The sequence below is a fragment of the Streptomyces sp. NPDC102490 genome (genome assembly GCF_044765285.1).
In the GTDB taxonomy this organism is placed as follows: domain Bacteria; phylum Actinomycetota; class Actinomycetes; order Streptomycetales; family Streptomycetaceae; genus Streptomyces.
Genome location: NZ_JBIWJU010000010.1, coordinates 204,117 through 226,087, shown reverse-complemented (window position 1 = coordinate 226,087; position 21,971 = coordinate 204,117). Strand labels below are relative to the sequence as shown.

Genomic DNA, 21,971 nt, shown 5'->3' with positions numbered 1-21,971 from the left:
TGTTGTCGGGACTAGGGCAACACGCTTCAATGCGGGGGGACTCGGGGCCCTGAAGCGCGGCGTACGGATGTGAAGACTCTGCGCCGCGACGGGGGCGGGCGGCCCCGTCCGATCCGTGTCGGCGGTCTGACCAGCCGTCGTGAACTTCACAGAAGGGCCCCCTGCATGCCGCACGCCACACAGCACGCGGACGTCGCCACCGCGCAACTCGACTCGGCCCTGCGCGGTGGCCCCTTCCACGTCGCCCTGCGGGCGGCGATCGCCGCCCGCGGACTGCCGCTCCAGCGCGTGCAGCACCATCTGTCGCGCCACGGAGTGAAAGTGGGCGTCACGAGTCTGAGCTACTGGCAGCAGGGCGCCCGGCGTCCGCAGCGTCCGGAGTCCCTGCGGGCCGTACGGGCCCTGGAGGAGATACTCCAGCTGCCCGAGGAGTCGCTGATACGCCTGCTCTCCGAGGCCGACGCGGAGACCGCGGAGCGACCGCCCGCAGGCCGCTCCTACCGCGCCCACTTGGCCGCCTCGGGCGTCCTGGACCGGCTGCTGGCCGAGCTGGAGTACCCGGCGCCGGACGGCGGGGTGCACATCCTCGGGCACCACGAACGGATCCGGATCGGGTCCGGCCGTGAGCTGGCGGACCGCGAGTCGCACCTCATCGTCCGCGCCCACCGGGACGGCGTCGACCGCTTCGTCGCCGTCCATTACGGCGATCCGGGATGCGTCCCCGCGCGGATGACCGTCCACGCGCTGGAGAACTGCCGCACCGGACGTGTCCGCACCCACCACGACACCGGCGTCCTCGTGACGGAGCTGCTCTTCGACACCCGGCTGCGGGCGGGCGACACGCACCTCTTCCGCTACGGCGTCGAGGACGGCACGGCCGGTGTGTCGCGCGAGTACGTCCGCGGGTTCGGCACCGCGGGCGGGCAGTACGCGCTCCAGGTGCGGTTCGACGTCGCGGCCCTTCCGGTGCGCTGCCACCGGTTCACCCAGCACTCTCCGGCGGCACCGCGCGGCGGCCGGCAGGAGCTGGTGCTCAGCGGACGGCACCACTCGGTGCACTTCGTGGAGCCGCGGGTCAGGTCGGGGATGCTGGGGATCGGCTGGGACTGGGAGTAGGACGCCCGGGCGGACGCCGGCCCCTGCCGGCCCCTGCCGGTCAGGTCCCCGGGCTCGCGACGATCCGGCCCTGCTTCACCTCGACGGGCAGTTCGGCGAGTGGCACGGTCGCCGGGGCGTGCAGCACCTCACCGGTGCGGGCGTCGAACTCGCTGCCGTGGCAGTTGCAGACGAGCTTCGTCCCCTCCAGCTTCTTGATGGGGCACCCCGCGTGCGTGCAGACCGTGCTGAACGCCTTCAGGGAGCCGTCCGCGGCCCGGCTGACCACCACGTTGCCGTCGGGGAAGAGCTTGGTCGCGCCCTTGGCGACCTCCCCGTCCGGGCCGAGGTCCACGGGCGCGGTCGGCTTGGCCGGCGCGGCACCGTCGTCGCCCGGGGAGCAGGCGGCCAGGCCGAGTCCGACGACGGGCGTGGCGGCCGCCGAACGCAGGACGGTACGGCGGCTCGGGGCGGGACGGCCGGACATGGAATCTCCACTGGTCGGGGCGGGCAGGGGCGGGGCTGCGTGGGTGGGGGGTGCGGGTGAGGCGTGCGTGCGTGCGGGTGGGCGGTGCGGGTGCAGGGCGACGATATCCGGCGGCCTTGACGGTCCGGTGGGCCGGGGGCCCGGGCGCGAAGGTCTCCCGCAAGGTCTGTGGTGGGGTCTCCGACGGGGCCGCGTAAACGCTTGCGCAAGCGTTTACGCGCCCCCGGGTCATGGGGTACGGTCCGGCCACGGCCCGACCGCACGCGAAGGGGGACGCCGGTGGCGACCATGGCCGATGTCGCACGGAGCGCCGGGGTGTCCGTGGCGACCGTCTCGCACGTGCTCAACGCCACCCGCCCGGTGCTGCCGCACACCCGCCAGGCGGTGCTGGACGCCGTCGAAGAGCTGGGTTACACCACGAACACCCTGGCCCGTTCCCTGGTGACCTCCCGCACCCGCTCCATCGGGCTCGCGGTGTCGGCGATCAGCAACCCGTACTTCACGGAGATCCTGCAAGGCGTCGAGGCCAGTGCCCTGGAGCACGGTTACGGCCTGCTCATCGCCGATCCGCACGACGACCCCGAGCACGAGCGCGAGGTGGTCCGGCTGCTGCACGAGCGGCGGGTGGACGGCATGATCGTCGCACCCTCCGCCGAGCCCCAAGGTCTCCTCGCCTACCTCACGCGCCACCAGGTGCCGGCCGTGTTCCTCGACCGGATCGTCGACGTGCCGGAGGGCGCGGACGCCCCGCGCTTCGACCAGGTCTGCGCCGAGAGCGCCGAGCCGACGACCCGGCTGGTGGGCCATCTCGCCGGACTGGGGCACCGCCGGATCGGCCTGGTCGCGGGCCGGCCGGGGCTCAGCACCACCCGCGAGCGGATCACCGGGTACCGGCACGGCCTCGCCGCCGCCGGGCTGCCCTTCGACGAACGGCTGCTGGTCCACGGCGACTCCGAGGCGGCCGGCGGCGAACGGGCCACGGCCGGCCTGCTCTCCCTGGCGGTGCCGCCCACCGCGCTGGTCACCGCCAACAACGCCATGACCATCGGCGCCCTGCGCGCCCTGCGGGACCGGGGTCTGTCCGTGCCCGGCGACCTCGCGCTGTGCTGCTTCGACGACTTCGCCTGGGCGGACCTCTTCTCGCCCCGGCTCACCGCCGTCGCCCAGCCCAGCAGGGACATCGGGGCGCGGGCCGTCCGGCTGCTCCTCGAACGGCTCGCCGCGCCGGACCGGCCCGCGCGGACCCTGCGGCTGCCCTGCACCTTCGTCCACCGCGACTCCTGCGGCTGTGCCGAGCAGCCCGCACCACTCTCCAGGCAGTCCGGACAAGCCCATGCCAAGGCCCACGAAAGGACCCTCCCGTGATCGTCGTCGCCGGTGAGGCACTGATCGACCTGGTACCGCAGGGCACGGGCGCCCTCGCCGCGCTGCGGCCCGCGCTCGGCGGCGGTCCGTACAACACGGCCGTCGCACTGGGCCGCCTCGGCTCACCCGCCGCGTTCTGCTCCCGGGTGTCGTACGACGCCTTCGGCGAGGCGTTGCTGGACCGGCTGCGCGAGACCGGCGTGGACGTCTCGCCGGTGCAGCGCGGGGCCGAGCCGACGACCCTCGCCGTGGCCTCGCTCGACGCGGACGGCTCGGCCGCGTACTCCTTCTACGTGGACGGGACGGCCGACCGGCTGTTCGCGCTCCCCGCCGGTCTGCCGCCCGGCACCCGGGCCGTCTCCTTCGGAACCTGTTCGCTGGTGCTGGAGCCGGGCGCGAGCGCGTACGAGGAGCTGCTGCGCGAGACGGCCGCGCGGGGCGTGTTCACGGCGCTGGACCCGAACATCCGGGCCGGGCTGATCCCGGACCCGGACGCCTACCGGGCCCGATTCAAGAGCTGGCTGCCGTCGGTGTCGCTGCTGAAGCTGTCCGCCGAGGACGCCGAGTGGCTCGGCGGCACGCCCCGCGAGTGGCTCGCGGCGGGACCGGCGGCGGTCGTGGTCACCCGGGGAGGCGACGGTCTGACGGCGTTCGTCCGGGACGGGGGCGAGTACACGGTGCCGGGTGAGCGCGTCGAGGTGGTGGACACGATCGGCGCGGGCGACACGGTCAACGCGGCGCTCCTGCACGGCCTCGCGGCCCGGGACGCCCTCGACGACGCGGCCGTGGCCGCCCTGGGACCGGACGGCTGGGCGGGGCTGCTGGGCTTCGCCGCCCGCGCGGCGGCGGTCACCTGCTCCCGCGCGGGCGCGGAACCGCCGTACGCCCACGAGGTCGCCGCCTGACGGCGCCGGGCCCCACGGGTGCTCCCGTGGGGCCCGCCGCCGTCGGACTCAGCCCTTGCTGGTCCGCGTGGTCTTCTTCGCGGCGGGCTTGGCGGCCTTCTTGGCCGTCGTCTTGGCTGTCTTGGCCGTCTTGCTCGCGGTCGCCTTCTTGGCGGCCGTGCCCGTGACCGTCTTCGTGGCGGTCTTCTTGGCGGTGGCCTTGGTCGCGACCGTCTTCGCCGCCTTGCGCGGCCCGCTCACCGCGGGCGCGTCGCTGACCCGGTCGGCGCCGAGGACGTCCCGCAGGAACTTGCCGGTGTGGCTGGCGGGGACGCCCGCGACCTGCTCGGGCGTGCCCTCGGCGACCACCAGCCCGCCGCCGGCGCCGCCCTCGGGGCCCATGTCGACCACCCAGTCGGCGGTCTTGATCACGTCGAGGTTGTGCTCGATGACGATGACCGTGTTGCCCTTGTCGACCAGGCCGCCGAGGACCGTCAGCAGCTTGCTGATGTCCTCGAAGTGCAGACCGGTGGTCGGCTCGTCCAGGACGTAGACCGTGCGCCCGGTGGAGCGGCGCTGCAACTCGCTGGCGAGCTTGACGCGCTGGGCCTCGCCGCCGGACAGGGTGGTCGCGGACTGGCCGAGCCGGACGTAACCGAGGCCGACGTCCTTCAGGGTCTTCATGTGCCGGGAGATGGCGGGCACCGCCTCGAAGAAGTCGGTCGCCTCCTCGATCGGCATGTTCAGCACGTCGGCGATGGACTTGCCCTTGTAGTGGACCTCCAGGGTCTCCCGGTTGTACCGGGCGCCGTGGCAGACCTCGCACGGGACGTAGACGTCCGGGAGGAAGTTCATCTCGATCTTGATCGTGCCGTCGCCCGCGCAGTTCTCGCAGCGGCCGCCCTTGACGTTGAAGGAGAACCTGCCGGGCAGGTAGCCCCGCACCTTCGCCTCCGTCGTCTCCGCGAACAGCTTGCGGATGTGGTCGAAGACGCCGGTGTACGTCGCCGGGTTCGACCGCGGGGTGCGGCCGATGGGCGACTGGTCGACGTGGACGACCTTGTCGACGAGGTCGTCGCCGTCCACGCGCGTGTGCCGGCCCGGGACGTTCCGCGCGCCGTTCAGTTCGCGGGCCAGGTGGGTGTACAGGATGTCGTTGACCAGCGTCGACTTGCCGGAACCCGAGACGCCGGTGACCGCCGTGAACACGCCCAGCGGGAAGGACACGTCGATGTCCTGGAGGTTGTTCTCCCGGGCGCCGTGCACGGTCAGCCGCCGGGAGGGGTCCAGCGGGCGCCTGATGTCGGGCAGCGGGATGGCCTTCCGCCCGGACAGGTACAGGCCGGTCTGCGACTCGGGGTTGTCGAGCAGTTCCTTGACGGAGCCGCTGTGCACCACCTTGCCGCCGTGCTCACCGGCGCCGGGGCCGATGTCGACGATCCAGTCGGCGACCTTGATGGTGTCCTCGTCGTGCTCGACGACGATGAGCGTGTTGCCCATGTCCCGGAGCCGGACGAGGGTCTCGATCAGCCGGTGGTTGTCGCGCTGGTGCAGGCCGATGGACGGCTCATCGAGGACGTACAGCACGCCGACGAGTCCGGAGCCGATCTGGGTGGCCAGCCGGATGCGCTGGGCCTCGCCGCCGGAGAGGGTGCCCGCCGCGCGGTTCAGCGAGAGGTAGTCCAGGCCGACGTCGACCAGGAACCGCAGTCGTTCGTTGACCTCCTTCAGCACCCGCTCGGCGATCTTCTTGTCCCGGGCGTTGAGCGTCAGCTCGCCCAGGAAGTCCGCGCAGTCGCTGATGGACATCGCCGAGACCTCGGCGATCGACTTGCCCATGACGGTGACCGCGAGGACGAGCGGCTTGAGGCGGGTGCCCTCACAGGTGGGGCAGGGCACCTCGCGCATGTAGCCCTCGAAGCGCTCACGGCTCGCGTCGCTCTCCGCCTCGCTGTGCCGGCGCTTGACGAAGGGGATCGCACCCTCGAAGGCCGTGGTGTACCGGCGCTCGCGGCCGTACCGGTTGCGGTAGCGGACCTCGACCTGGGTCTTGTGACCGTGCAGCAGGGCCTTGCGGGCGCGCAGCGGCAGACCCGCGAAGGGGATGTCCGTGCGGAAGCCGAGGGCGTCGGCGAGGGCACCGATCAGGCGGCCGAAGTAGTCCTTGGTGTGCCCGTGCGACCAGGGGTGGATGGCGCCCTCGTCGAGGGACTTGTCCTCGTCGGGGACGATCAGCTCCGGGTCGACCTCCATGCGCGTGCCGATGCCGGAGCAGTCGGGGCAGGCGCCGAAGGGCGAGTTGAAGGAGAAGGAGCGGGGCTCCAGCTCTTCGAAGGACAGGTCGTCGTACGGGCAGTACAGGTGCTCCGAGTACATGCGCTCGCGCTCGGGGTCGTCCTCGGGGAGGTCGACGAAGTCGAGCACGACCATGCCGCCGGACAGACCGAGCGCGGTCTCCACGGAGTCGGTGAGGCGCCGCTTGGCGGAGTCCTTCACGGTGAGGCGGTCGACGACCACCTCGATGGTGTGCTTCTCCTGCTTCTTCAGCGTGGGCGGGTGGGACAGCTGGACGGTCTCGCCGTCCACCCGCGCGCGGGAGTAGCCCTTGGTCTGAAGATCGGCGAAGAGGTCGACGAACTCGCCCTTGCGCTCGCGCACCAGGGGCGACAGCACCTGGAAGCGGCTGCCCTCCGGCAGCTCCAGGACCTTGTCCACGATGGCCTGCGGCGACTGGCGCGAGATCGGCCGGCCGCACTCGGGACAGTGCGGCTTGCCGATGCGGGCGAAGAGCAGACGCAGGTAGTCGTAGACCTCGGTGATGGTGCCCACCGTCGAGCGCGGGTTGCGCGAGGTCGACTTCTGGTCGATGGAGACCGCCGGGGAGAGGCCCTCGATGAAGTCCACGTCCGGCTTGTCCATCTGGCCGAGGAACTGCCGGGCGTAGGACGAGAGCGACTCCACGTAGCGCCGCTGGCCCTCGGCGAAGATCGTGTCGAAGGCCAGGGAGGACTTGCCCGACCCGGACAGGCCCGTGAAGACGATGAGCGAGTCACGAGGCAGGTCGAGCGAGACGTTCTTCAGGTTGTGCTCGCGCGCGCCACGGACGATGAGACGGTCGGCCACGCCGGTCCGCACCTTTCTTGAGAGAAGTGACAGGGGCGGGGCCCCCGTCTTTCTCAGACTAGGGGGAGCCACTGACAACGCCGGTCGATTCACCGGTTGTCAACAAACCCCGACTTCCCAGCATGCCCGACGCCGCTGTCGACCTTATAGCACGTGCATTCGAATTGCGGGGGTCGTCCACCTCCTTCACCCGAAGGTGTGGTGCGGTCTAGGGTCAGCGGCATGATTGATCACGCGCATGACCTGGCGTCTGTACGTGACGCGACCGAGCGGCTGCTCACCGCGGTCGGGAAACTGGACAACGCGTCCGTGACGGAGTCGTCACGGCTTCCCGGCTGGACTCGCGGCCACGTCCTCGCCCACGTCGCCCGCAACGCCGACGCCCTCGTGAACGTCCTCGAAGGACGCCCCATGTACGTCTCCGGCGACGCCCGGGACGCCGACATCGAACGGGACGCCCCGCGCCCCCTCGCCGCGCACCTCGCGGACGTGCGCGAGAGCGCGGCCCGGTTCCAGGACGTCTCGGCCGCCCCCGCCGACTGGTCGCGCACCGTGGAGCTGCGCAACGGGATCACGGACTCGGCCTCCCGGGTGCCGCTCCGGCGGTGGGCCGAGGTGGAGCTGCACCACGTGGACCTCGGCATCGGCTACGAGCTGGAGGACCTTCCGGCGGAGTTCACCGAGCGGGAGACCGGCTTCCTCGCCGCCCGGTTCTCCGGTCACCCCGAGGTGCCGCCGACCCGGCTCACGGACGGCACGCGCGCGTGGCGCACGGGGCGGGAGGCGGACGCCGCCGAGGTGACCGTCACCGGTCCCCCGGCCGATCTGCTCGGCTGGCTCGCCGGTCGCCGTGAGGGCTCGGCCCTCGCGGTGGAGGGCGGTCCGCTGCCGGCGCTGCCGCCCCTGTAGGCGGGCGGGAGGCGGTCTGCGGACGGTCTCCCGGCGCTAGGCTGGCGGTCATGACGTACAGCGGAGAGGTGACGGTCGGCGGTCCCGCCGACGTGCACGAGCTCAAGGACCTGATGATCACCAAGGTCGCGGTCGGCCCGATGGACAACAACGCCTATCTGCTGCGCTGCCGGGCCACCGACGAGCAACTGCTGATCGACGCCGCCAACGACGCGCACACCCTGCTCGGCACCATCGGTGACGACGGCATCGCGTCCGTCGTCACCACCCACCGGCACGGCGACCACTGGCAGGCCCTCGCCGAGGTCGTCGCGGCCACCGGCGCCCGCACCCACGCCGGCCGGCACGACGCCGAGGGCATCCCGGTGCCGACCGACGTCCTGGTCGACGACGGCGACACCATCCGGGTGGGTCAGGTGGAGCTCACCGCACGCCACCTCGTCGGACACACCCCGGGCGCCATCGTCCTGATCTACGACGACCCGCACGGGCATCCTCATGTGTTCACCGGGGACTGTCTCTTCCCGGGCGGTGTGGGCAACACCCACAAGGACCCGAAGGCGTTCGCCAGTCTCCTCCACGACGTGGAGACCAAGGTCTTCGACGTGCTCCCGGACGAGACGTGGGTCTACCCCGGGCACGGCAACGACACGTCGCTCGGCGCGGAGCGGCCGCACCTGCCGGAATGGCGGGCGCGCGGCTGGTGACGGCGGGGCGCGTCGGCCACTGACCCGCGCCCTCGCGCCTGCGTACGCGCCCCGTGTGAAGCGTTCGCACACATCCGCGGTCCGCGCGCGCTCCCCTCGCACCGGTGGGGCGCGGTCGACTGGTGGCAGCCGCGCACAGGAACGACGGCTCCTGGGCGGCAGGGGCCGCCGGCCTCCCGATCCCCGCCCCCGGCCGGCGGCCCCGGCGTCTCAGGTCCGGGCCGAGCCCGCCCCGGCCAGGGCCGCGATCCGCTCCACCCCGAAGACGTACCCCTGCACACCGCATCCCGCGACGACTCCGTCGGCGCGCTGCGAGACGTAGGAGTGGTGCCGGAACGGCTCACGCTGGTGGATGTTGGAGATGTGGACCTCCACCACCGGCAGCCCGTCGCACGAGTTGAGCGCGTCCAGGATGGCGACGGACGTGTGCGAGTAGGCGGCGGGGTTGATCACGATCCCGCAGTGGTTCAGCCGGGCCTCGTGGATCCAGTCGACCAGTTCGCCCTCGTGGTTGGACTGCCGGAAGTCCACCGTGCCGCCGTGCGCGGCCGCCGCCTTCACACACAGCGCCTCGACGTCGGCCAGGGTGTCGGAGCCGTAGATCTCCGGCTGGCGCTGGCCGAGCAGGTTCAGGTTGGGCCCGTTCAGGATCATGATCGGGGCGTTGGCCAGGGTGCGGGGCACGGTTCCTCCGGTCCGTGAGGGGGTGCGGCGGCCCTGCGCGACCGCCGCTCGGTCCCGGTCTATCACGGTGCTCCGCCGGCCCGGCCGCGGCCTACGGGTTGACGGCCAGTTCCAGGTAGGCCGCGAACAGCACCAGGTGGACGCCTCCCTGCAAGGGCGTGGCCCGGCCCGGCACGACCGTCAGGGAGGCCACCACCACGGTCAGGGCGAGCAGCACCAGGTGGACGGGGCTGAGGCCGAGGACCAGCGGCCCGCTGAGCCACACGGAGGCCAGGGCGACGGCGGGGATGGTCAGGCCGATGCTGGCCATGGCCGAACCGAGCGCCAGGTTCAGGCTGGTCTGCACCCGGTCGCGGCGCGCGGAGCGCACCGCGGCGATGGTCTCGGGGAGCAGGACCAGCAAGGCGATGATGACGCCGACGACGGCGTGGTGGAGGCCGGCGGCCGCCACCCCGTCCTCGATGGTCGGCGACACGCCCTTGGCGAGGCCGACGACCCCGATCAGGGCCAGGCCCAGCATCCCGAGGCTGAGCAGGGCCGTGCGTGAGGACGGGGCGTGGGCGTGTTCCTCGCTCGTGATCACTTCGCCCTGCCGGGTGATCGGCAGGAAGTAGTCGCGGTGCCGCACGGTCAGGGTGGCGATGAACAGGCCGTAGAGGACGAGCGAGGACAGCGCCGCGAAGGTCAGCTGCACGGTGGAGAACTCCGGCCCGGGCGCGCTGGTGGTGAAGGTCGGCAGCACCAGGCTGAGGGTGGCCAGGGTCGCCACCGTCGCGAGGGCGGCGCCGGTGCCCTCCGGGTTGAACACCGCGATCCCGTGTCGCAGGGAGGCGACCAGGAGACTGAGGCCGACGACGCCGTTGCAGGTGATCATGACGGCCGCGAAGACCGTGTCCCGGGCCAGGGTCGCGCTCTTGTCGCCGCCGTCCGCCATCAGGGTCACGATCAGCGCGACCTCGATGACCGTGACCGCGATGGCGAGGACCAGGGAGCCGAAGGGCTCGCCGACCCGGTGGGCGACCACCTCGGCGTGGTGCACGGCGGCCAGGACCGACGCCGCCAGGACGATCGTGAGCAGCGCGACGACCGCGCCGGGCAGCGGACGGCCCCAGGTGAAGGCCAGCAGCACGACCGCGATCACGGGCGTGACGGTCGTCCACTGTGCGAGGAGCGCCCTGGGACCGGTGACCATGCGGTGATCGTCGCAGAGGGCGACGGGCCCCGCATTCCGGATCTCCGGCCCGAATCCAACGAGCCCATGGGCCCTGCGGGCCCGCCGAACACGCGGCCGAACACGCGGGGAGCGGTGAACGGCTCCCGCCGTTCACCGCTCCCCGGGCCCGGGTGTATCAGGCCTCGACGCTGTCCTTCGACGCCTCGCCGCTCCCGGCGGCCGCCGCGTCCGCCTCGGCCTGCTTCTTCGAGGCACGGAGGCTGGTGATCGTGGTGACGATCAGGACGGAGCAGATCACGCCGAGGGAGACCGGGATGCTGATCTCCGGGACATGGACGCCGGACTCGTGCAGGGCGTGCAGCACCAGCTTGACGCCGATGAAGCCCAGGATCACGGACAGGCCGTAGGAGAGGTGGACCAGCTTCTTCAGCAGACCGCCGATGAGGAAGTACAGCTGACGCAGACCCATCAGGGCGAACGCGTTGGCCGTGAACACGATGTACGGGTCCTGCGTCAGACCGAAGATCGCCGGGATGGAGTCCAGCGCGAAGAGCACATCGGTGGTGCCGATGGCGAGCATCACGACCAGCATCGGGGTCATGATCCGCTTGCCGTTCTCCTCGATCCACAGCTTGGTGCCGTGGTACCGGTCGGCGACACCGAAGCGTCGCTCGGCGGCCTTGAGGAGCTTGTTCTCCTCGAACTCCTCGTCCTCCTCGTCGGCCCGCGCCTCCTGGATGAGCTTCCAGGCGGTGTAGATGAGGAAGGCACCGAAGATGTAGAAGACCCAGGCGAAGCTGGCCAGGATCGCGGCACCCGCGGCGATGAAGACGGCCCTCAGGATCAGGGCTATGAGGACACCGATGAGCAGAACCCGCTGCTGGTACTGCGAGGGGACCGCGAACTTCGCCATGATCAGCACGAAGACGAAGAGGTTGTCCACGCTCAGCGACTTCTCGGTGATGAAGCCCGCGAAGAACTCGCCGGCGGGCTCACCGCCCCCGAAGAGGAGCAGGCCGAGCCCGAAGAGGCCCGCCAGGGCGATCCAGACGCCGGTCCAGATGCCGGCTTCCTTGATCGATACGTCGTGCGGTTTGCGGCCGATGAAGAAATCGACCGCGATGAGGGCGGCAAGGCCCACGATGGTAAGGACCCACAGGGTCACCGAAACTTCCACTACGCCTCCGGCAGTACGTCACACGGCAGATGTCAGCGTCGTCGCTGCCGGAGGTCTCTTCCACCCAGGGGTCCGGGACGCGCGATGCGCCCGGAACCACGGGCCGACGCCCCGGGATCTGGCCTGATCCGTATTGACGGGAACGCCGCACAGACAGGGAGTACTCCCCTCCGTACGGACGACAGTACCCCAATCCCCAAGGGAAGGTAAAGAGATTTGCAAATTAAGCTCAAAAGACCAGCTCGGGAGCGATCACCGGCCCCATGAACGCCGGGCGGCGGCGACCTGGTCGAGCACCTGCTGGAGCACCTGGCTGCCGGGCGGCACGAGCGGGGGCTCGTACGTCCAGGCATGCCCGACCCACGGGTCGGCGAGGTGGTCGTCGGCCACCGGCGTCAGCCGCAGCAGCGAGCGCCACAGCGGGTCGAGCAGCGGTCCGAACCCGGCGGACTCCTCGCGGTCGGCGACCATCATCAGGTGGACGCCGACGGCCGGCCCCTCGTCGGCGAGGTAGCGCAGCTGGTTGACGGCCCGGTCGTCGAAACCGTGGGGGAAGTCGTTGACGACCAGCAGCTGCTGCGAGGTGTCGAGACCGGGCGGGAGCGCGTCCGGAGCCCCTCCGCGCAACGCCATCTGGACCAGGTCGACGCGCTGGGTGAGACGGGCCAGCACGTCCGCCGCCCCCGCGGCGCCCTGGGCGGGCGGCGCGGCGAGCACCCCGCTCAGCACCAGCGGCGCCAAGGCCTGCGCCCCGGACCCGGCCGGGTCGATGACGTGCACGGTGAACTCGCCCGCCGGGTAGACGGCGAGCAGCCGGGCCGCGTGGGCGACGGCCGTCTCCAGGCCCAGGCGCCGCATCTCGTGGGAGTCGGCGAACGAACCGTCGAGCGAGGCGGAGCGCCCGCTGTCGATCCACAGACCGCGCTCCAGCGGCAGCCGGATCAGCATCGGGATGCGTATGCGGTCGGCCTCCGGCAGATGGAGATCGCCCAGCCGCAGGGCCATCGGGATCTCCATGGGGACCCGGTAGGCGTGCCAGACGGGGTTGTCCCAGCGTGCGAAGGCCGCCGGCAGGGCGGGCTCGACGACCTCGGCCTCGGCGACGAGCTGCGCGACGTCCCGGTCCAGGACCTCCCGGGCCTGGGACACCAGCAGGCCGTGCCGGGAGCGCGCCGCTTCCCTGGCGGCGTCGCCCTGCCCGCCGATCCGGCTGCGGGGATCGGACAGGACCTGGTCGAGTTCCTTCTCCATGCGGGATTCGGCGAAGTCGACGGCGCTGCGGTAGGCGGCCGTGGTGCGGGCCAGGTCCTCGAACATGCCCCACACCTGGTTGTAGAGCCGTTCCTCCAGGGACCAGCCGGTGGCGTCACCCGCGACGGGCCGGGCCGGCCGGCCGGGTTCGGCCGGGGGCGCGGCCGGCGGGGGCGGGGGCGGCGCCGCGTTCTGCCGGCGTGGGTGGCTGTAGTCGATCGGGCCGCCTGCGGTGGGCGCGGACGGCTGGCCGGCGGTGGCGGGCTCCCCCGGTCCGCCCGGGTACGGCTGCGGTGCGCCGGGCCGCCCCGGCGCCCCGGGCGTCTGCGGGCCGGGAGCGGAGGCGCCCTGGGGGTCGTACGGCGACGCCGGCGCCACGGGAGCACCCGGGCCGGTCCGGGGCGCGGTGTTGTGGTCCGGGCGGTGTGCCGGGGCGGCGGCCGGCGGGGCCGGTATCGAACGGGCCAGCCCGCTGGCCACCGCCTCGTGGATGCTCGCCGCGAGCTGGTGGGCCTGGGACAGCTTCTGGTCGGCGAGAAGCTCGGCGAGCCCGCCCGCGTAGCCCTGGCCGACGGCGCGGACCTTCCAGGCGCCCTGGCGCCGGTAGAGCTCCAGGGCGACGACGGCGGTCTCGGCCTCCAGGCCGGTGATGGTGTAACTGACGACCTCGTCACCGTCGAGGTCCGTGACGGCGACGAAGGGGGCGGCGACGGCCCCGAACCGGGCCGGTCCCGTCCCGCCGGCGGGCAGGGCGAGCAGTACGCTGACGCGGTGCACCGCGTCGGGCACGGCGTCCAGGTCCACCGCGAGGCGGTGGTCGGCGGCGGCCTGCCGGGAGACCTCGAGGCCCGGCAGGGTGGGCGCCCCCGGGTGGACCACCTGGTCGACGCCGTGGACGGTGCCGTTCTCGTCGCCGAGCGTGGCCCCGGTCACGACCGGCGTGCCGGCCGAGATCCGGATCTCGAGACGAGCCCGGGGCAGCGGGTGGTTCTGTCCCCGCGTCAGCTCGGCCGTCATCGCCTTTCCCCCTGTGTCATTCGTGCGGCACCCGCGAGACGTCAGGCGGGCCCGGCCGCTCCCGCGCGCGGGACCGGCCGTCGGTGTCGGACTGCTGCGGGCCGGACCCCCCGCGGGTCGGCCGCTGCGGCCGCTACAGGACCGGCAGGATCGCCGGCATCAGGTCCTGGAAGGTGCGGCCGTTGGCCGGGGTGCCGATGGCGGTCATCGCCCAGCCCTGGCCGGCGCGGTGCACCTTGGCCATGATCTGGGCCGTGAAGGCTCCGCCGCCGGCCAGCGTGTAGCGGGCGAGTTCCTGGCCGTTGGTCTCGTCGACCAGGCGGCAGAAGGCGTTCTGCACTTCCTGGAAGGTCTGGCCGGTGAAGGAGTTCACCGTGAAGACGATCTGGTCGATGTGGACCGGAACGCGCTGCAGGTCGACGAGGATCGCCTCGTCGTCGCCGCCCTGGCCGACACCGCCGACGAGGTTGTCCCCGGTGTGGCGCACGGAGCCGTCGTCGCTCACCAGGTGGCGGAAGAAGACGACGTCGACCGGCTGCTTGTCCGCGAAGAGGACCGCGGAGGCGTCCAGGTCGATCTCCCGGGTGCGCGATCCGAACAGGCCGCGCCGGGGAGCCGCCTGCCAGCCGAGACCCATGCGCACCGACGTCAGGCTGCCGCCGTCGCTCTTCTGCAGACTGATGGCCTGACCCTTGGTCATGTTGACGGTCACGCGCTGATCCCCTCTCGAGCTGTCCCCTGTTGCCGCGGTCTCCGCGGTTGACCAGAACCCTACGCAGGGGCACTGACAGCGCCCCACCCCGGCCCGTGCTTTGTGTCGGTCTTGCAACACAGCGCGTGCCCGGACGGGCCGTCAGGCCAGGCCCGCCTCCTTCATCTGGCGCAGTTCCTTCTTCATCTCGGAGACCTCGTCGCGCAGCCGGGCCGCGATCTCGAACTGGAGGTCGGCCGCGGCCGCCCGCATCCGGGTGGTGAGGTCCTCGATCTGCTCGGCCAGTTCCGCCGCGGGACGGTCGGTCACCGCCGTCTCCTTGGCCCTGCCCTTGGCCGCCTTGGCTCCGCCCGTCGCCTGGCCGCCCAGCGCGGGCACGGGGGCCTTGGCGCCCTTGCCCTCCTTCCCCTGGCGGTAGCCCGAGCCGAGGAGCTGTTCGGTGTCGACGTCCTCACGGGCGATCTGCGCGACGATGTCGTTGATCTTCTTGCGGAGTGGCTGCGGGTCGATGCCGTTCGCCTTGTTGAACGCGACCTGCTTCTCGCGTCGGCGGTTGGTCTCGTCGATGGCCTTCTCCATCGCCGGCGTGATCTTGTCCGCGTACATGTGGACCTGGCCGGAGACGTTGCGCGCCGCGCGGCCGATGGTCTGGATCAGGGAGGTGCCGGAGCGCAGGAAGCCCTCCTTGTCGGCGTCGAGGATCGCCACCAGGGACACCTCCGGCAGGTCGAGGCCCTCGCGCAGCAGGTTGATGCCGACCAGGACGTCGTACTCACCGGCGCGCAGCTCGCGCAGCAGCTCGACGCGGCGCAGCGTGTCGACGTCGCTGTGGAGGTAGCGGACCTGGATGCCGAGCTCCAGGAAGTAGTCGGTGAGGTCCTCGGCCATCTTCTTGGTGAGGGTGGTGACCAGGACGCGCTCGTCCTTCTCGGTCCGCTTGCGGATCTCGTGCACCAGGTCGTCGATCTGGCCCTCGGTGGGCTTGACCACGACCTCCGGGTCGACCAGGCCGGTGGGGCGGATGATCTGCTCGACGGCGCCGTCCGAGCGGGAGAGCTCGTAGGTGCCCGGGGTGGCCGACAGGTACACGGTCTGGTCGATGCGCTCCTGGAACTCCTCCCACTTCAGCGGGCGGTTGTCGAGCGCGGAGGGCAGCCGGAAGCCGTGGTCGACCAGGGTCCGCTTGCGGGACGCGTCGCCCTCGTACATGGCGCCGATCTGCGGGACGGTGACGTGCGACTCGTCGATGACGAGCAGGAAGTCGTCGGGGAAGTAGTCCAGCAGTGTGTTCGGAGGGGAGCCGGGCGAGCGGCCGTCGAAGTGCATCGAGTAGTTCTCCACGCCGGAGCAGGAGCCGATCTGGCGGAGCATCTCGATGTCGTACGTGGTGCGCATCCGCAGCCGCTGGGCCTCCAGGAGCTTGCCCTGCTTCTCCAGCTCGGTCAGGCGCTCGGCCAGCTCCTTCTCGATGTCGTTGACCGCCCGCTCCAGGCGCTCGGGGCCGGCGACGTAGTGGGAGGCCGGGAAGACGTACAGCTGCTGGTCGTCGCTGATGATCTCGCCGGTGACCGGGTGGAGCGTGGACAGGGCCTCGATCTCGTCGCCGAACATCTCGATGCGAACGGCCAGCTCCTCGTAGACCGGGAAGATCTCGATGGTGTCGCCGCGCACCCGGAAGGTGCCGCGGGCGAAGGCCATGTCGTTGCGCGTGTACTGGATGTCGACGAAGCGCCGGAGCAGCTCGTCCCGGTCGTGCTCCTCGCCGACCCGCAGCGGGACCATGCGGTCGACGTACTCCTGCGGGGTGCCGAGGCCGTAGATGCAGGACACGGAGGCGACCACGACGACGTCACGGCGGGTGAGCAGCGAGTTGGTGGCGGAGTGGCGCAGTCGCTCCACCTCCTCGTTGATCGAGGAGTCCTTCTCGATGTAGGTGTCCGACTGGGGGACGTATGCCTCGGGCTGGTAGTAGTCGTAGTACGAGACGAAGTACTCGACGGCGTTGTTGGGCAGCAGCTCGCGGAACTCGTTCGCCAGCTGGGCGGCGAGGGTCTTGTTCGGCGCCATCACCAGGGTGGGGCGCTGGAGCTTCTCGATCATCCACGCGGTGGTGGCGGACTTGCCGGTGCCGGTCGCGCCGAGCAGGACGACGTCCTTCTCGCCTGCCTGGATGCGCCGGGCCAGCTCGGCGATGGCCGCCGGCTGGTCGCCGTTGGGCTGGTACGGGCTGACGACCTCGAAGGGCGCCACCGTGCGTTCGATCTGGGAAACGGGCCGCATGGGTTCCACCGTACGACCCCGCACTGACAACGGGTCCCGGTCAGCGGTTCTGCGGGGTGCGGGGGCGCCGGTGGACCAGGGGGCGGCGGGTGCGGCGCGCGGGGTGGTGTGCCGGGTGGCGGATCGTGCGGGCGCCCTCGGCGTGGGCGGAGATGCCCGGCTTCCGCTCGACGGGGGCCGCGGCGGGCTTCCCCATGACCATCAGCGGGTCGAGCACGACGACGACACCGGCGAGGAGGAGGAAGACGAGGGGACCGATCAGCATGGGGGCGAGCAGTTCGGCGGGCGATCCGCCGGCGGAGGGCTCGGCCGTGCCGCTGACGTGGACCTCGACGGCGGCCATCCCCGTGTAGTGCATGCCGGTGACGGCCAGTCCCATGATCAGGGCGGCGCCCACGCTCCACAGGAAGCCCCGGACCTGTCCGGCCGCCCACAGGGCGGCGGTGGCGGCGGCCATGGCTATGACGACGGACACGGCGACGGTGAACGTGTTGTAGGTCAGCTGTCCGTCCAGGTGCATCCCGGCCATTCCCAGGTAGTGCATCGAGGCGATGCCCAGGCCGGTGATGGTGCCGCCGGTGAACAGGGCCGCCCCGCTCGCGCCCCGGTAGCCGACGATGAAGATCCCGACCCCCACCATGACGACGGCGACGGCCAGGCTGGCGAAGGTCATCAGCCAGTCGTAGCGGATCGGCGTGTGTTCGATCGTGAAGCCCATCATCGCCACGAAGTGCATGGTCCAGATGCCGGAGCCGATCGCCGCCGCGCCCAGGGCGAGCCATCCCGGGCGCCAGGAACGGGTGACCAGCATGGCCCTGGCGGTGCAGCGCAGGCCGAGGGCGCCGCCGAGGCACGCCATGAGGTAGGCGGCCAGCGGTGTGACGAGTCCGTAGCCGAATCCGTGGACCGTGGTGTGCATGTGCGGCTGCCCTTCCGCCTTCTTACGCCCCGGTGGTGTCCCGGATTCTCCTGATGTGCGCCCCCCTCCCAGGACCGCGCGAACGATCAGGGTCGAGGCAGAGAGTATGACGTCCACCGGAATGGACGAACGATTCTCCGGCAAAGAATCACGGCCTCGCCCCAGTTGTGCCGTCCTCGTGAGCGTAGTTGAGCAACTCCATTCAGCCTGTGGCCACTCTGCACCCCTCTTTTGTCGACTCTCTGGTGTCACAGTGGTGCTGTCCGTGATCGTTCGACGCGAGGAGTACGCATGCACGTGCGCGCAGTAGCCGTCACGACCACCGCCCTTCTTGGGGTCGCCCTCACGGCTCCCCTCTCGCACGCCCGGGCCGACGGGGCGGGCGACGACGGGCCCACGGTCGTCGCCCACCGGGGCGCTTCCGGATACGCGCCGGAGAACACCCTGGCCGCCATCGACCGGGCGGCCGAGCTGGGCATCCGCTGGGTGGAGAACGACGTCCAGCGCACCCGGGACGGCGAGCTCGTCGTCCTGCACGACGAGAGCCTGGCCCGTACGACCGACGTGGAGGAGGTCTTCCCGGACCGGTCGCCCTGGAAGGTGAAGGACTTCACGGCCGCCGAGATCGCGCGGCTGGACGCGGGGAGCTGGTTCGGTCCCGCGTACGCGGGCGCGCGCGTGCCGACGCTGGAGCAGTACGTGGACCGGGTGGAGCACAACCACCAGAAGCTGCTCCTGGAGCTGAAGAGCCCCGGGCTGTACCCGGGCATCGAGCGGCAGACCCTCAAGGTCCTCGCCAACGAGGGCTGGCTCGACCGGCGGCACGTGGCCGGGCGGCTGGTCGTGCAGAGCTTCGACGCCGACAGCATCCGGACGGTCCACGACCTCAAGCCCGCCGTCAAGACCGGCCTCCTCGGCACCCCGGCCGTCGCGGAGCTGCCGGCGTACGCGGAGTTCGTCGACCAGATCAACCCGTCGTACGGCTCGCTCTCCCTGAGCTACGTGTCCGCGGTGCACGCGTTCACCGGGCCGCACGGCAGGCCGCTGGAGGTGCTCACCTGGACGGTGAACGACGCGGACACCGCGCGCCGGGTCGCCGGGTACGACGTCGACGGCATCATCACCAACAAGCCCGACGTGGTGCGGGACGCCGTGGACTGACCCGGCGTTGTCAGTGGCCGGCCGTACCGTGGGCGCATGGACAGCCCTGGGCAGTACGAACAGCGGGTCGTGTGGACCGTCGTCGGGACCGGCATCGGTCCGCTGCTGCTGGCCGCCACTCGCGACGGTCTGGTCAACGTGGTGTTCCACGCCACCGACGCCATCCGCGACCGGGCGCTCGAGAGGCTCGCGGCCCGGCTGGGCACTCAGCCCGTCGAGGCGCCCGGTTCCCCGCTGCTGGCCGAGGCGATACGCCAGGTGGAGGCGTACTTCGCGGGCCGCAGGCGCGACTTCGACGTGCCGCTGGACTGGTCGCTGATCTCGGGCTTCAACCGGCAGGTGCTGCGCGAGCTGGCGTCCGGCGTCCCCTACGGCCAGGTCGTCGGCTACGGCGACCTGGCCGGCCGGGTGGGGCAGCCGGGCGCCGCGCAGGCGGTGGGCATGGCCATGGGGGCCAATCCGCTGCCGGTCGTCGTGCCGTGCCACCGGGTCGTGGAGAGCGACGGCGGCATCGGCGGGTTCGGCGGCGGTGTGGACACCAAGCGGCGGCTGCTCGCGCTGGAGGGCGTGCTCCCCGAGCCGTTGTTCTGAGGGGCGGACAGCCGCCGGGCGGGGCTACTCGTAGTGCCGGGCCTCGATGATGTTGCCGTCCGGGTCGCCGAAGTAGAAGCTCCGCCTGGCCAGGCCGCGGGCGCCGTAGGAGTCGTGCGAGAGGTCCGAGACGGGGATGGACTGCTCCCGCAGGCGGGCGCGCAGGGCGTCGAAGTCGTCTGCGGGCAGGGACACGCAGATGTGGTTGACGGGATGCCCGGCACTGGCGTCGGCGCCGGGGACCATCCGCATGCGGTCCGCCATGGTGTGCGGTGCGAGGTCGAGGATGGTCTCGTCGTTGAGACGCACGGAGGGGAAGCTCACGGTCCCCGCGGCGTATTCGGTGACCCGCAGTGGTTCCAGGCCCAGGTTCTTCTCGTAGAAACCGGCGGCGGCGACCGGGTCGCGCACCCAGAGGACGACGTGGTCGAGACGTGTCGTGTTGTCCGTCATGACTCCAGGCTCGTGGCCGGTCCCCGGCGCCGCAAGGGGCCCGTCGCGGCACCGGCGGGGTTTGGCGGGGTCCCCCGCCCGCCAGGGATGAGGGAGACCGGAGCTGAGGGAGAACCGTCGGCGGGAGGCAGGCTCGTGATGCTGGTGGTGTCGGAAGAGGTACGGGAGGCGTTGGACGCCCGTCGCCCCGTGGTGGCCCTGGAGTCCACGATCATCGCGCACGGTTTGCCGCGCCCGCGCAATCTGCTGGTGGCGCGGGAGCTGGAGGAGGCGGTCCGGCGGGAGGGCGCCGTACCGGCGACGATCGCCGTGCTGGACGGACGGCCGCACGTCGGCCTGGACAAGGAGCAACTGGAGCGGGTCGCCAACGAGGACGGCATCCGCAAGCTGGGGCACCGGGACCTGCCGCTCGCGGTGGCCTCCGGCGCGAGCGGGGCGACCACCGTGTCGGCGACCGCCCTGCTGGCCGCCCTCGCGGGCGTACGGGTGTTCGCGACCGGAGGGCTGGGCGGCGTGCACCGGGAGTGGACGGTGACGCAGGACGAGTCGGCCGATCTGGGCCTGCTGGCCCGCACCCGGATCACGGTGGTCTGCGCGGGCGTGAAGTCCATCCTGGACGTACCGGCGACCCTGCAACGGCTGGAGACGCTGGGGGTCGCCGTGGCCGGGTACGGGACGGACCGCTTCCCCGGCTTCTACCTGTCCGACTCGGGCCACCCGGTGGACTGGACGCTGGACAATCCGGAGCAGGTGGCGGCGGCCATGCGGGCGCAGGACGCGCTGGGCGGGCCGCCGTCCGCGCTCGTGGTCGCCAACCCGGTGCCCGAGGACGAGCAGCTCGATCCGGCGCTCCACGCGCGCGTGCTCGCCGACGCGCTGCACGCCTGCGAGGCGGAGGGGGTCACCGGTCAGGCGGTCACGCCGTTCCTCCTCGAACGCCTGGTACGGCTCACCGACGGGGCCTCGCTGAGCGCCAACCTGGCCGCGGTGCGGGGGAACGTGCGGCTGGCGGCCCGGATCGCCGCGGCCTGGACCGGGGCGTGATGGTGGCGCCGGGCGGTGCGCTGCTGGTCGTCGGGGACGTGGTCACGGACGTCGTTGCCCGGCACCGGGGGCCGCTGGCCGCCGGCACGGACACCGCCGCCTCGGTCCGGCGGCTGCCCGGCGGGGCGGGTGCCAACGTGGCCTGCTGGGCCGCGCACGAAGGGTGCGGGGAGGTCCGGCTGCTGGGCCGGGTGGGCACCGACGCCTGCGCGTGGCACGAGCGGGAGCTGGCGGCGTGCGGGGTGCGCCCGCTCCTCGTCGTCGACGCGGCGGCGCCCACGGGGACGGTGATCTGCCTGGTCGACACCGCCGACTCGGCCGAGCGGACGTTCCTCACCGACAGCGGGGCGTCGCTGCGGCTCGGGCCGGACGACTGGTCGGACGCGCTGCTCGACGGCGTGGGCCGGCTGCACCTGTCGGGCTACCTCCTGTTCTCGGAGCCGAGCCGCGCCCTGGTGACGGTCGCCCTGTCGGCGGCCCGCGCGCGTGGGGTGCCGGTCAGCCTGGACCCGGCGTCGACCGGGTTCCTCACCGCGCTGGGGGTGGGCCGCTTCCTCGGCCTCGTCGAGGGTGTGGACGTGCTGCTGCCCAGTCGTGACGAGGCGTGTCTGCTCACCGGCCTGCCCGACGCGGCGGACGCTGCCGCGAAGCTCAGCCGGCACGTTCCACTGGTGATCGTCAAGCAGGGGGCGGAAGGGGCCCTGGTGGCCCGGTCCGGCAGCGTGCGCGCACGGGTCGCCGCGGTCACGGCGTCGCCCCGGGACAGCACTGGGGCCGGTGACGCCTTCACCGGCGCGTTCCTCGCCGCGCTGCTCGCGGGCGCGGAGCCCGGGGAGGCGGCGGCCGCCGGGTGCCGGGCAGGAGCACGGGCGGTCGAGCGGGTGGGCGGGAGACCGCCGCGAACGAACGACGGGCGAGCGGCCGACGGGTAGCCGGGG

19 protein-coding genes are annotated in these 21,971 nt (G+C 72.0%); 9 read left to right on the top strand and 10 right to left on the bottom strand.

All coding sequences use genetic code 11. The annotated features are described in order from the left end of the window. Nucleotides 1-165 precede the first annotated feature (165 nt). Nucleotides 166-1,116 (top strand): hypothetical protein, encoded by a 951-nt coding sequence (locus ACIRGB_RS24170; protein WP_403868691.1) that lies wholly within the window; start codon nt 166-168, stop codon nt 1,114-1,116. 40 nt (nt 1,117-1,156) lie between these two features. Here ACIRGB_RS24170 and ACIRGB_RS24165 read toward each other — a convergent pair whose 3' ends face one another. Next, nucleotides 1,157-1,582, bottom strand: coding sequence for a Rieske (2Fe-2S) protein (locus ACIRGB_RS24165; RefSeq protein WP_403868688.1), 426 nt, complete (start codon nt 1,580-1,582; stop codon nt 1,157-1,159). A 279-nt stretch (nt 1,583-1,861) separates the two neighbouring features. On the opposite strand from ACIRGB_RS24165, the gene ACIRGB_RS24160 reads away from it, so the two are divergent. Together ACIRGB_RS24160 and ACIRGB_RS24155 are read left to right on the top strand one after the other, a co-directional pair. Beyond that, nucleotides 1,862-2,947: a LacI family DNA-binding transcriptional regulator gene (locus ACIRGB_RS24160; protein WP_403868685.1), complete on the top strand. Its 1,086-nt coding sequence runs from the start codon at nt 1,862-1,864 to the stop codon at nt 2,945-2,947. Beyond that, nucleotides 2,944-3,852: a carbohydrate kinase gene (locus ACIRGB_RS24155; RefSeq protein ID WP_403868682.1), complete on the top strand. Its 909-nt coding sequence runs from the start codon at nt 2,944-2,946 to the stop codon at nt 3,850-3,852. Before ACIRGB_RS24160 ends, ACIRGB_RS24155 begins: the two co-directional genes overlap by 4 nt. A gap of 48 nt (nt 3,853-3,900) precedes the next feature. On the opposite strand, the gene uvrA is transcribed toward ACIRGB_RS24155, so the two are convergent. Continuing rightward, nucleotides 3,901-6,954 (bottom strand): excinuclease ABC subunit UvrA, encoded by a 3,054-nt coding sequence (gene uvrA / locus ACIRGB_RS24150; protein ID WP_403868679.1) that lies wholly within the window; start codon nt 6,952-6,954, stop codon nt 3,901-3,903. Between the two features lie 222 nt (nt 6,955-7,176). Here uvrA and ACIRGB_RS24145 point away from each other — a divergent pair, with 222 nt between their 5' ends. Both ACIRGB_RS24145 and ACIRGB_RS24140 read left to right on the top strand, forming a co-directional pair. Next, a complete protein-coding gene (locus ACIRGB_RS24145; RefSeq protein ID WP_403868677.1) occupies nt 7,177-7,863 on the top strand; it encodes a maleylpyruvate isomerase family mycothiol-dependent enzyme in 687 nt (228 codons plus the stop codon). 50 nt (nt 7,864-7,913) lie between these two features. Continuing rightward, nucleotides 7,914-8,570 carry an MBL fold metallo-hydrolase gene (locus ACIRGB_RS24140; RefSeq protein ID WP_403868674.1) on the top strand — a complete coding sequence of 219 codons (657 nt, stop codon included), beginning with the start codon at nt 7,914-7,916 and terminating at the stop codon, nt 8,568-8,570. A gap of 210 nt (nt 8,571-8,780) precedes the next feature. Here the strand turns inward: ACIRGB_RS24140 and aroQ are convergent, their stop codons facing one another. The 7 genes from aroQ to ACIRGB_RS24105 form a co-directional block, all read right to left on the bottom strand. Then, the gene (gene aroQ / locus ACIRGB_RS24135; protein WP_403868671.1) at nt 8,781-9,254 is read right to left on the bottom strand and encodes a type II 3-dehydroquinate dehydratase; all 474 of its coding nucleotides are present in this window, start codon (nt 9,252-9,254) and stop codon (nt 8,781-8,783) included. A gap of 91 nt (nt 9,255-9,345) precedes the next feature. Then, on the bottom strand, nt 9,346-10,446 hold the full coding sequence (locus ACIRGB_RS24130) for a calcium:proton antiporter (protein WP_403868668.1): 1,101 nt from the start codon (nt 10,444-10,446) through the stop codon (nt 9,346-9,348). 157 nt (nt 10,447-10,603) lie between these two features. Further along, the gene (locus ACIRGB_RS24125; protein WP_403868665.1) at nt 10,604-11,605 is read right to left on the bottom strand and encodes a TerC family protein; all 1,002 of its coding nucleotides are present in this window, start codon (nt 11,603-11,605) and stop codon (nt 10,604-10,606) included. A gap of 252 nt (nt 11,606-11,857) precedes the next feature. Then, on the bottom strand, nt 11,858-13,873 hold the full coding sequence (locus ACIRGB_RS24120) for a TerD family protein (protein WP_403868662.1): 2,016 nt from the start codon (nt 13,871-13,873) through the stop codon (nt 11,858-11,860). 133 nt (nt 13,874-14,006) lie between these two features. Next, nucleotides 14,007-14,585: a TerD family protein gene (locus ACIRGB_RS24115; protein ID WP_052841581.1), complete on the bottom strand. Its 579-nt coding sequence runs from the start codon at nt 14,583-14,585 to the stop codon at nt 14,007-14,009. 141 nt (nt 14,586-14,726) lie between these two features. Then, a complete protein-coding gene (uvrB, locus tag ACIRGB_RS24110) occupies nt 14,727-16,865 on the bottom strand; it encodes an excinuclease ABC subunit UvrB (protein WP_403868659.1) in 2,139 nt (712 codons plus the stop codon). A gap of 40 nt (nt 16,866-16,905) precedes the next feature. After that, nucleotides 16,906-17,784, bottom strand: a complete 879-nt coding sequence (locus tag ACIRGB_RS24105) for an MHYT domain-containing protein (protein WP_403868656.1) — start codon at nt 17,782-17,784, stop codon at nt 16,906-16,908. A gap of 291 nt (nt 17,785-18,075) precedes the next feature. Here ACIRGB_RS24105 and ACIRGB_RS24100 point away from each other — a divergent pair, with 291 nt between their 5' ends. Together ACIRGB_RS24100 and ACIRGB_RS24095 are read left to right on the top strand one after the other, a co-directional pair. Next, entirely contained in the window at nt 18,076-18,945 is an 870-nt protein-coding gene (locus tag ACIRGB_RS24100; RefSeq protein ID WP_403868653.1) for a glycerophosphodiester phosphodiesterase, read from the top strand. A gap of 36 nt (nt 18,946-18,981) precedes the next feature. Next, nucleotides 18,982-19,536 (top strand): methylated-DNA--[protein]-cysteine S-methyltransferase, encoded by a 555-nt coding sequence (locus ACIRGB_RS24095; RefSeq protein WP_403868650.1) that lies wholly within the window; start codon nt 18,982-18,984, stop codon nt 19,534-19,536. Between the two features lie 24 nt (nt 19,537-19,560). Here ACIRGB_RS24095 and ACIRGB_RS24090 read toward each other — a convergent pair whose 3' ends face one another. Continuing rightward, nucleotides 19,561-19,989, bottom strand: a complete 429-nt coding sequence (locus ACIRGB_RS24090) for a VOC family protein (RefSeq protein ID WP_403868647.1) — start codon at nt 19,987-19,989, stop codon at nt 19,561-19,563. 138 nt (nt 19,990-20,127) lie between these two features. Here ACIRGB_RS24090 and ACIRGB_RS24085 point away from each other — a divergent pair, with 138 nt between their 5' ends. Both ACIRGB_RS24085 and ACIRGB_RS24080 read left to right on the top strand, forming a co-directional pair. After that, nucleotides 20,128-21,033: a pseudouridine-5'-phosphate glycosidase gene (locus ACIRGB_RS24085; protein WP_403868644.1), complete on the top strand. Its 906-nt coding sequence runs from the start codon at nt 20,128-20,130 to the stop codon at nt 21,031-21,033. Next, the gene (locus ACIRGB_RS24080) at nt 21,033-21,965 is read left to right on the top strand and encodes a carbohydrate kinase family protein (protein ID WP_403869119.1); all 933 of its coding nucleotides are present in this window, start codon (nt 21,033-21,035) and stop codon (nt 21,963-21,965) included. Before ACIRGB_RS24085 ends, ACIRGB_RS24080 begins: the two co-directional genes overlap by 1 nt. Nucleotides 21,966-21,971: the final 6 nt, after the last annotated feature.

Bases quoted from the DNA above. Each gene is read 5' to 3' on its own strand.
- ACIRGB_RS24170 (WP_403868691.1), top strand. From the start codon at position 166: ATGCCGCACGCCACACAGCACGCGGACGTCGCCACCGCGCAACTCGAC.
- ACIRGB_RS24165 (WP_403868688.1), bottom strand. From the start codon at position 1,582: ATGTCCGGCCGTCCCGCCCCGAGCCGCCGTACCGTCCTGCGTTCGGCG.
- ACIRGB_RS24145 (WP_403868677.1), top strand. From the start codon at position 7,177: ATGATTGATCACGCGCATGACCTGGCGTCTGTACGTGACGCGACCGAG.
- ACIRGB_RS24140 (WP_403868674.1), top strand. From the start codon at position 7,914: ATGACGTACAGCGGAGAGGTGACGGTCGGCGGTCCCGCCGACGTGCAC.
- ACIRGB_RS24130 (WP_403868668.1), bottom strand. From the start codon at position 10,446: ATGGTCACCGGTCCCAGGGCGCTCCTCGCACAGTGGACGACCGTCACG.
- ACIRGB_RS24120 (WP_403868662.1), bottom strand. From the start codon at position 13,873: ATGACGGCCGAGCTGACGCGGGGACAGAACCACCCGCTGCCCCGGGCT.
- uvrB (WP_403868659.1), bottom strand. From the start codon at position 16,865: ATGCGGCCCGTTTCCCAGATCGAACGCACGGTGGCGCCCTTCGAGGTC.
- ACIRGB_RS24105 (WP_403868656.1), bottom strand. From the start codon at position 17,784: ATGCACACCACGGTCCACGGATTCGGCTACGGACTCGTCACACCGCTG.
- ACIRGB_RS24100 (WP_403868653.1), top strand. From the start codon at position 18,076: ATGCACGTGCGCGCAGTAGCCGTCACGACCACCGCCCTTCTTGGGGTC.
- ACIRGB_RS24095 (WP_403868650.1), top strand. From the start codon at position 18,982: ATGGACAGCCCTGGGCAGTACGAACAGCGGGTCGTGTGGACCGTCGTC.
- ACIRGB_RS24090 (WP_403868647.1), bottom strand. From the start codon at position 19,989: ATGACGGACAACACGACACGTCTCGACCACGTCGTCCTCTGGGTGCGC.
- ACIRGB_RS24085 (WP_403868644.1), top strand. From the start codon at position 20,128: ATGCTGGTGGTGTCGGAAGAGGTACGGGAGGCGTTGGACGCCCGTCGC.
- ACIRGB_RS24080 (WP_403869119.1), top strand. From the start codon at position 21,033: ATGGTGGCGCCGGGCGGTGCGCTGCTGGTCGTCGGGGACGTGGTCACG.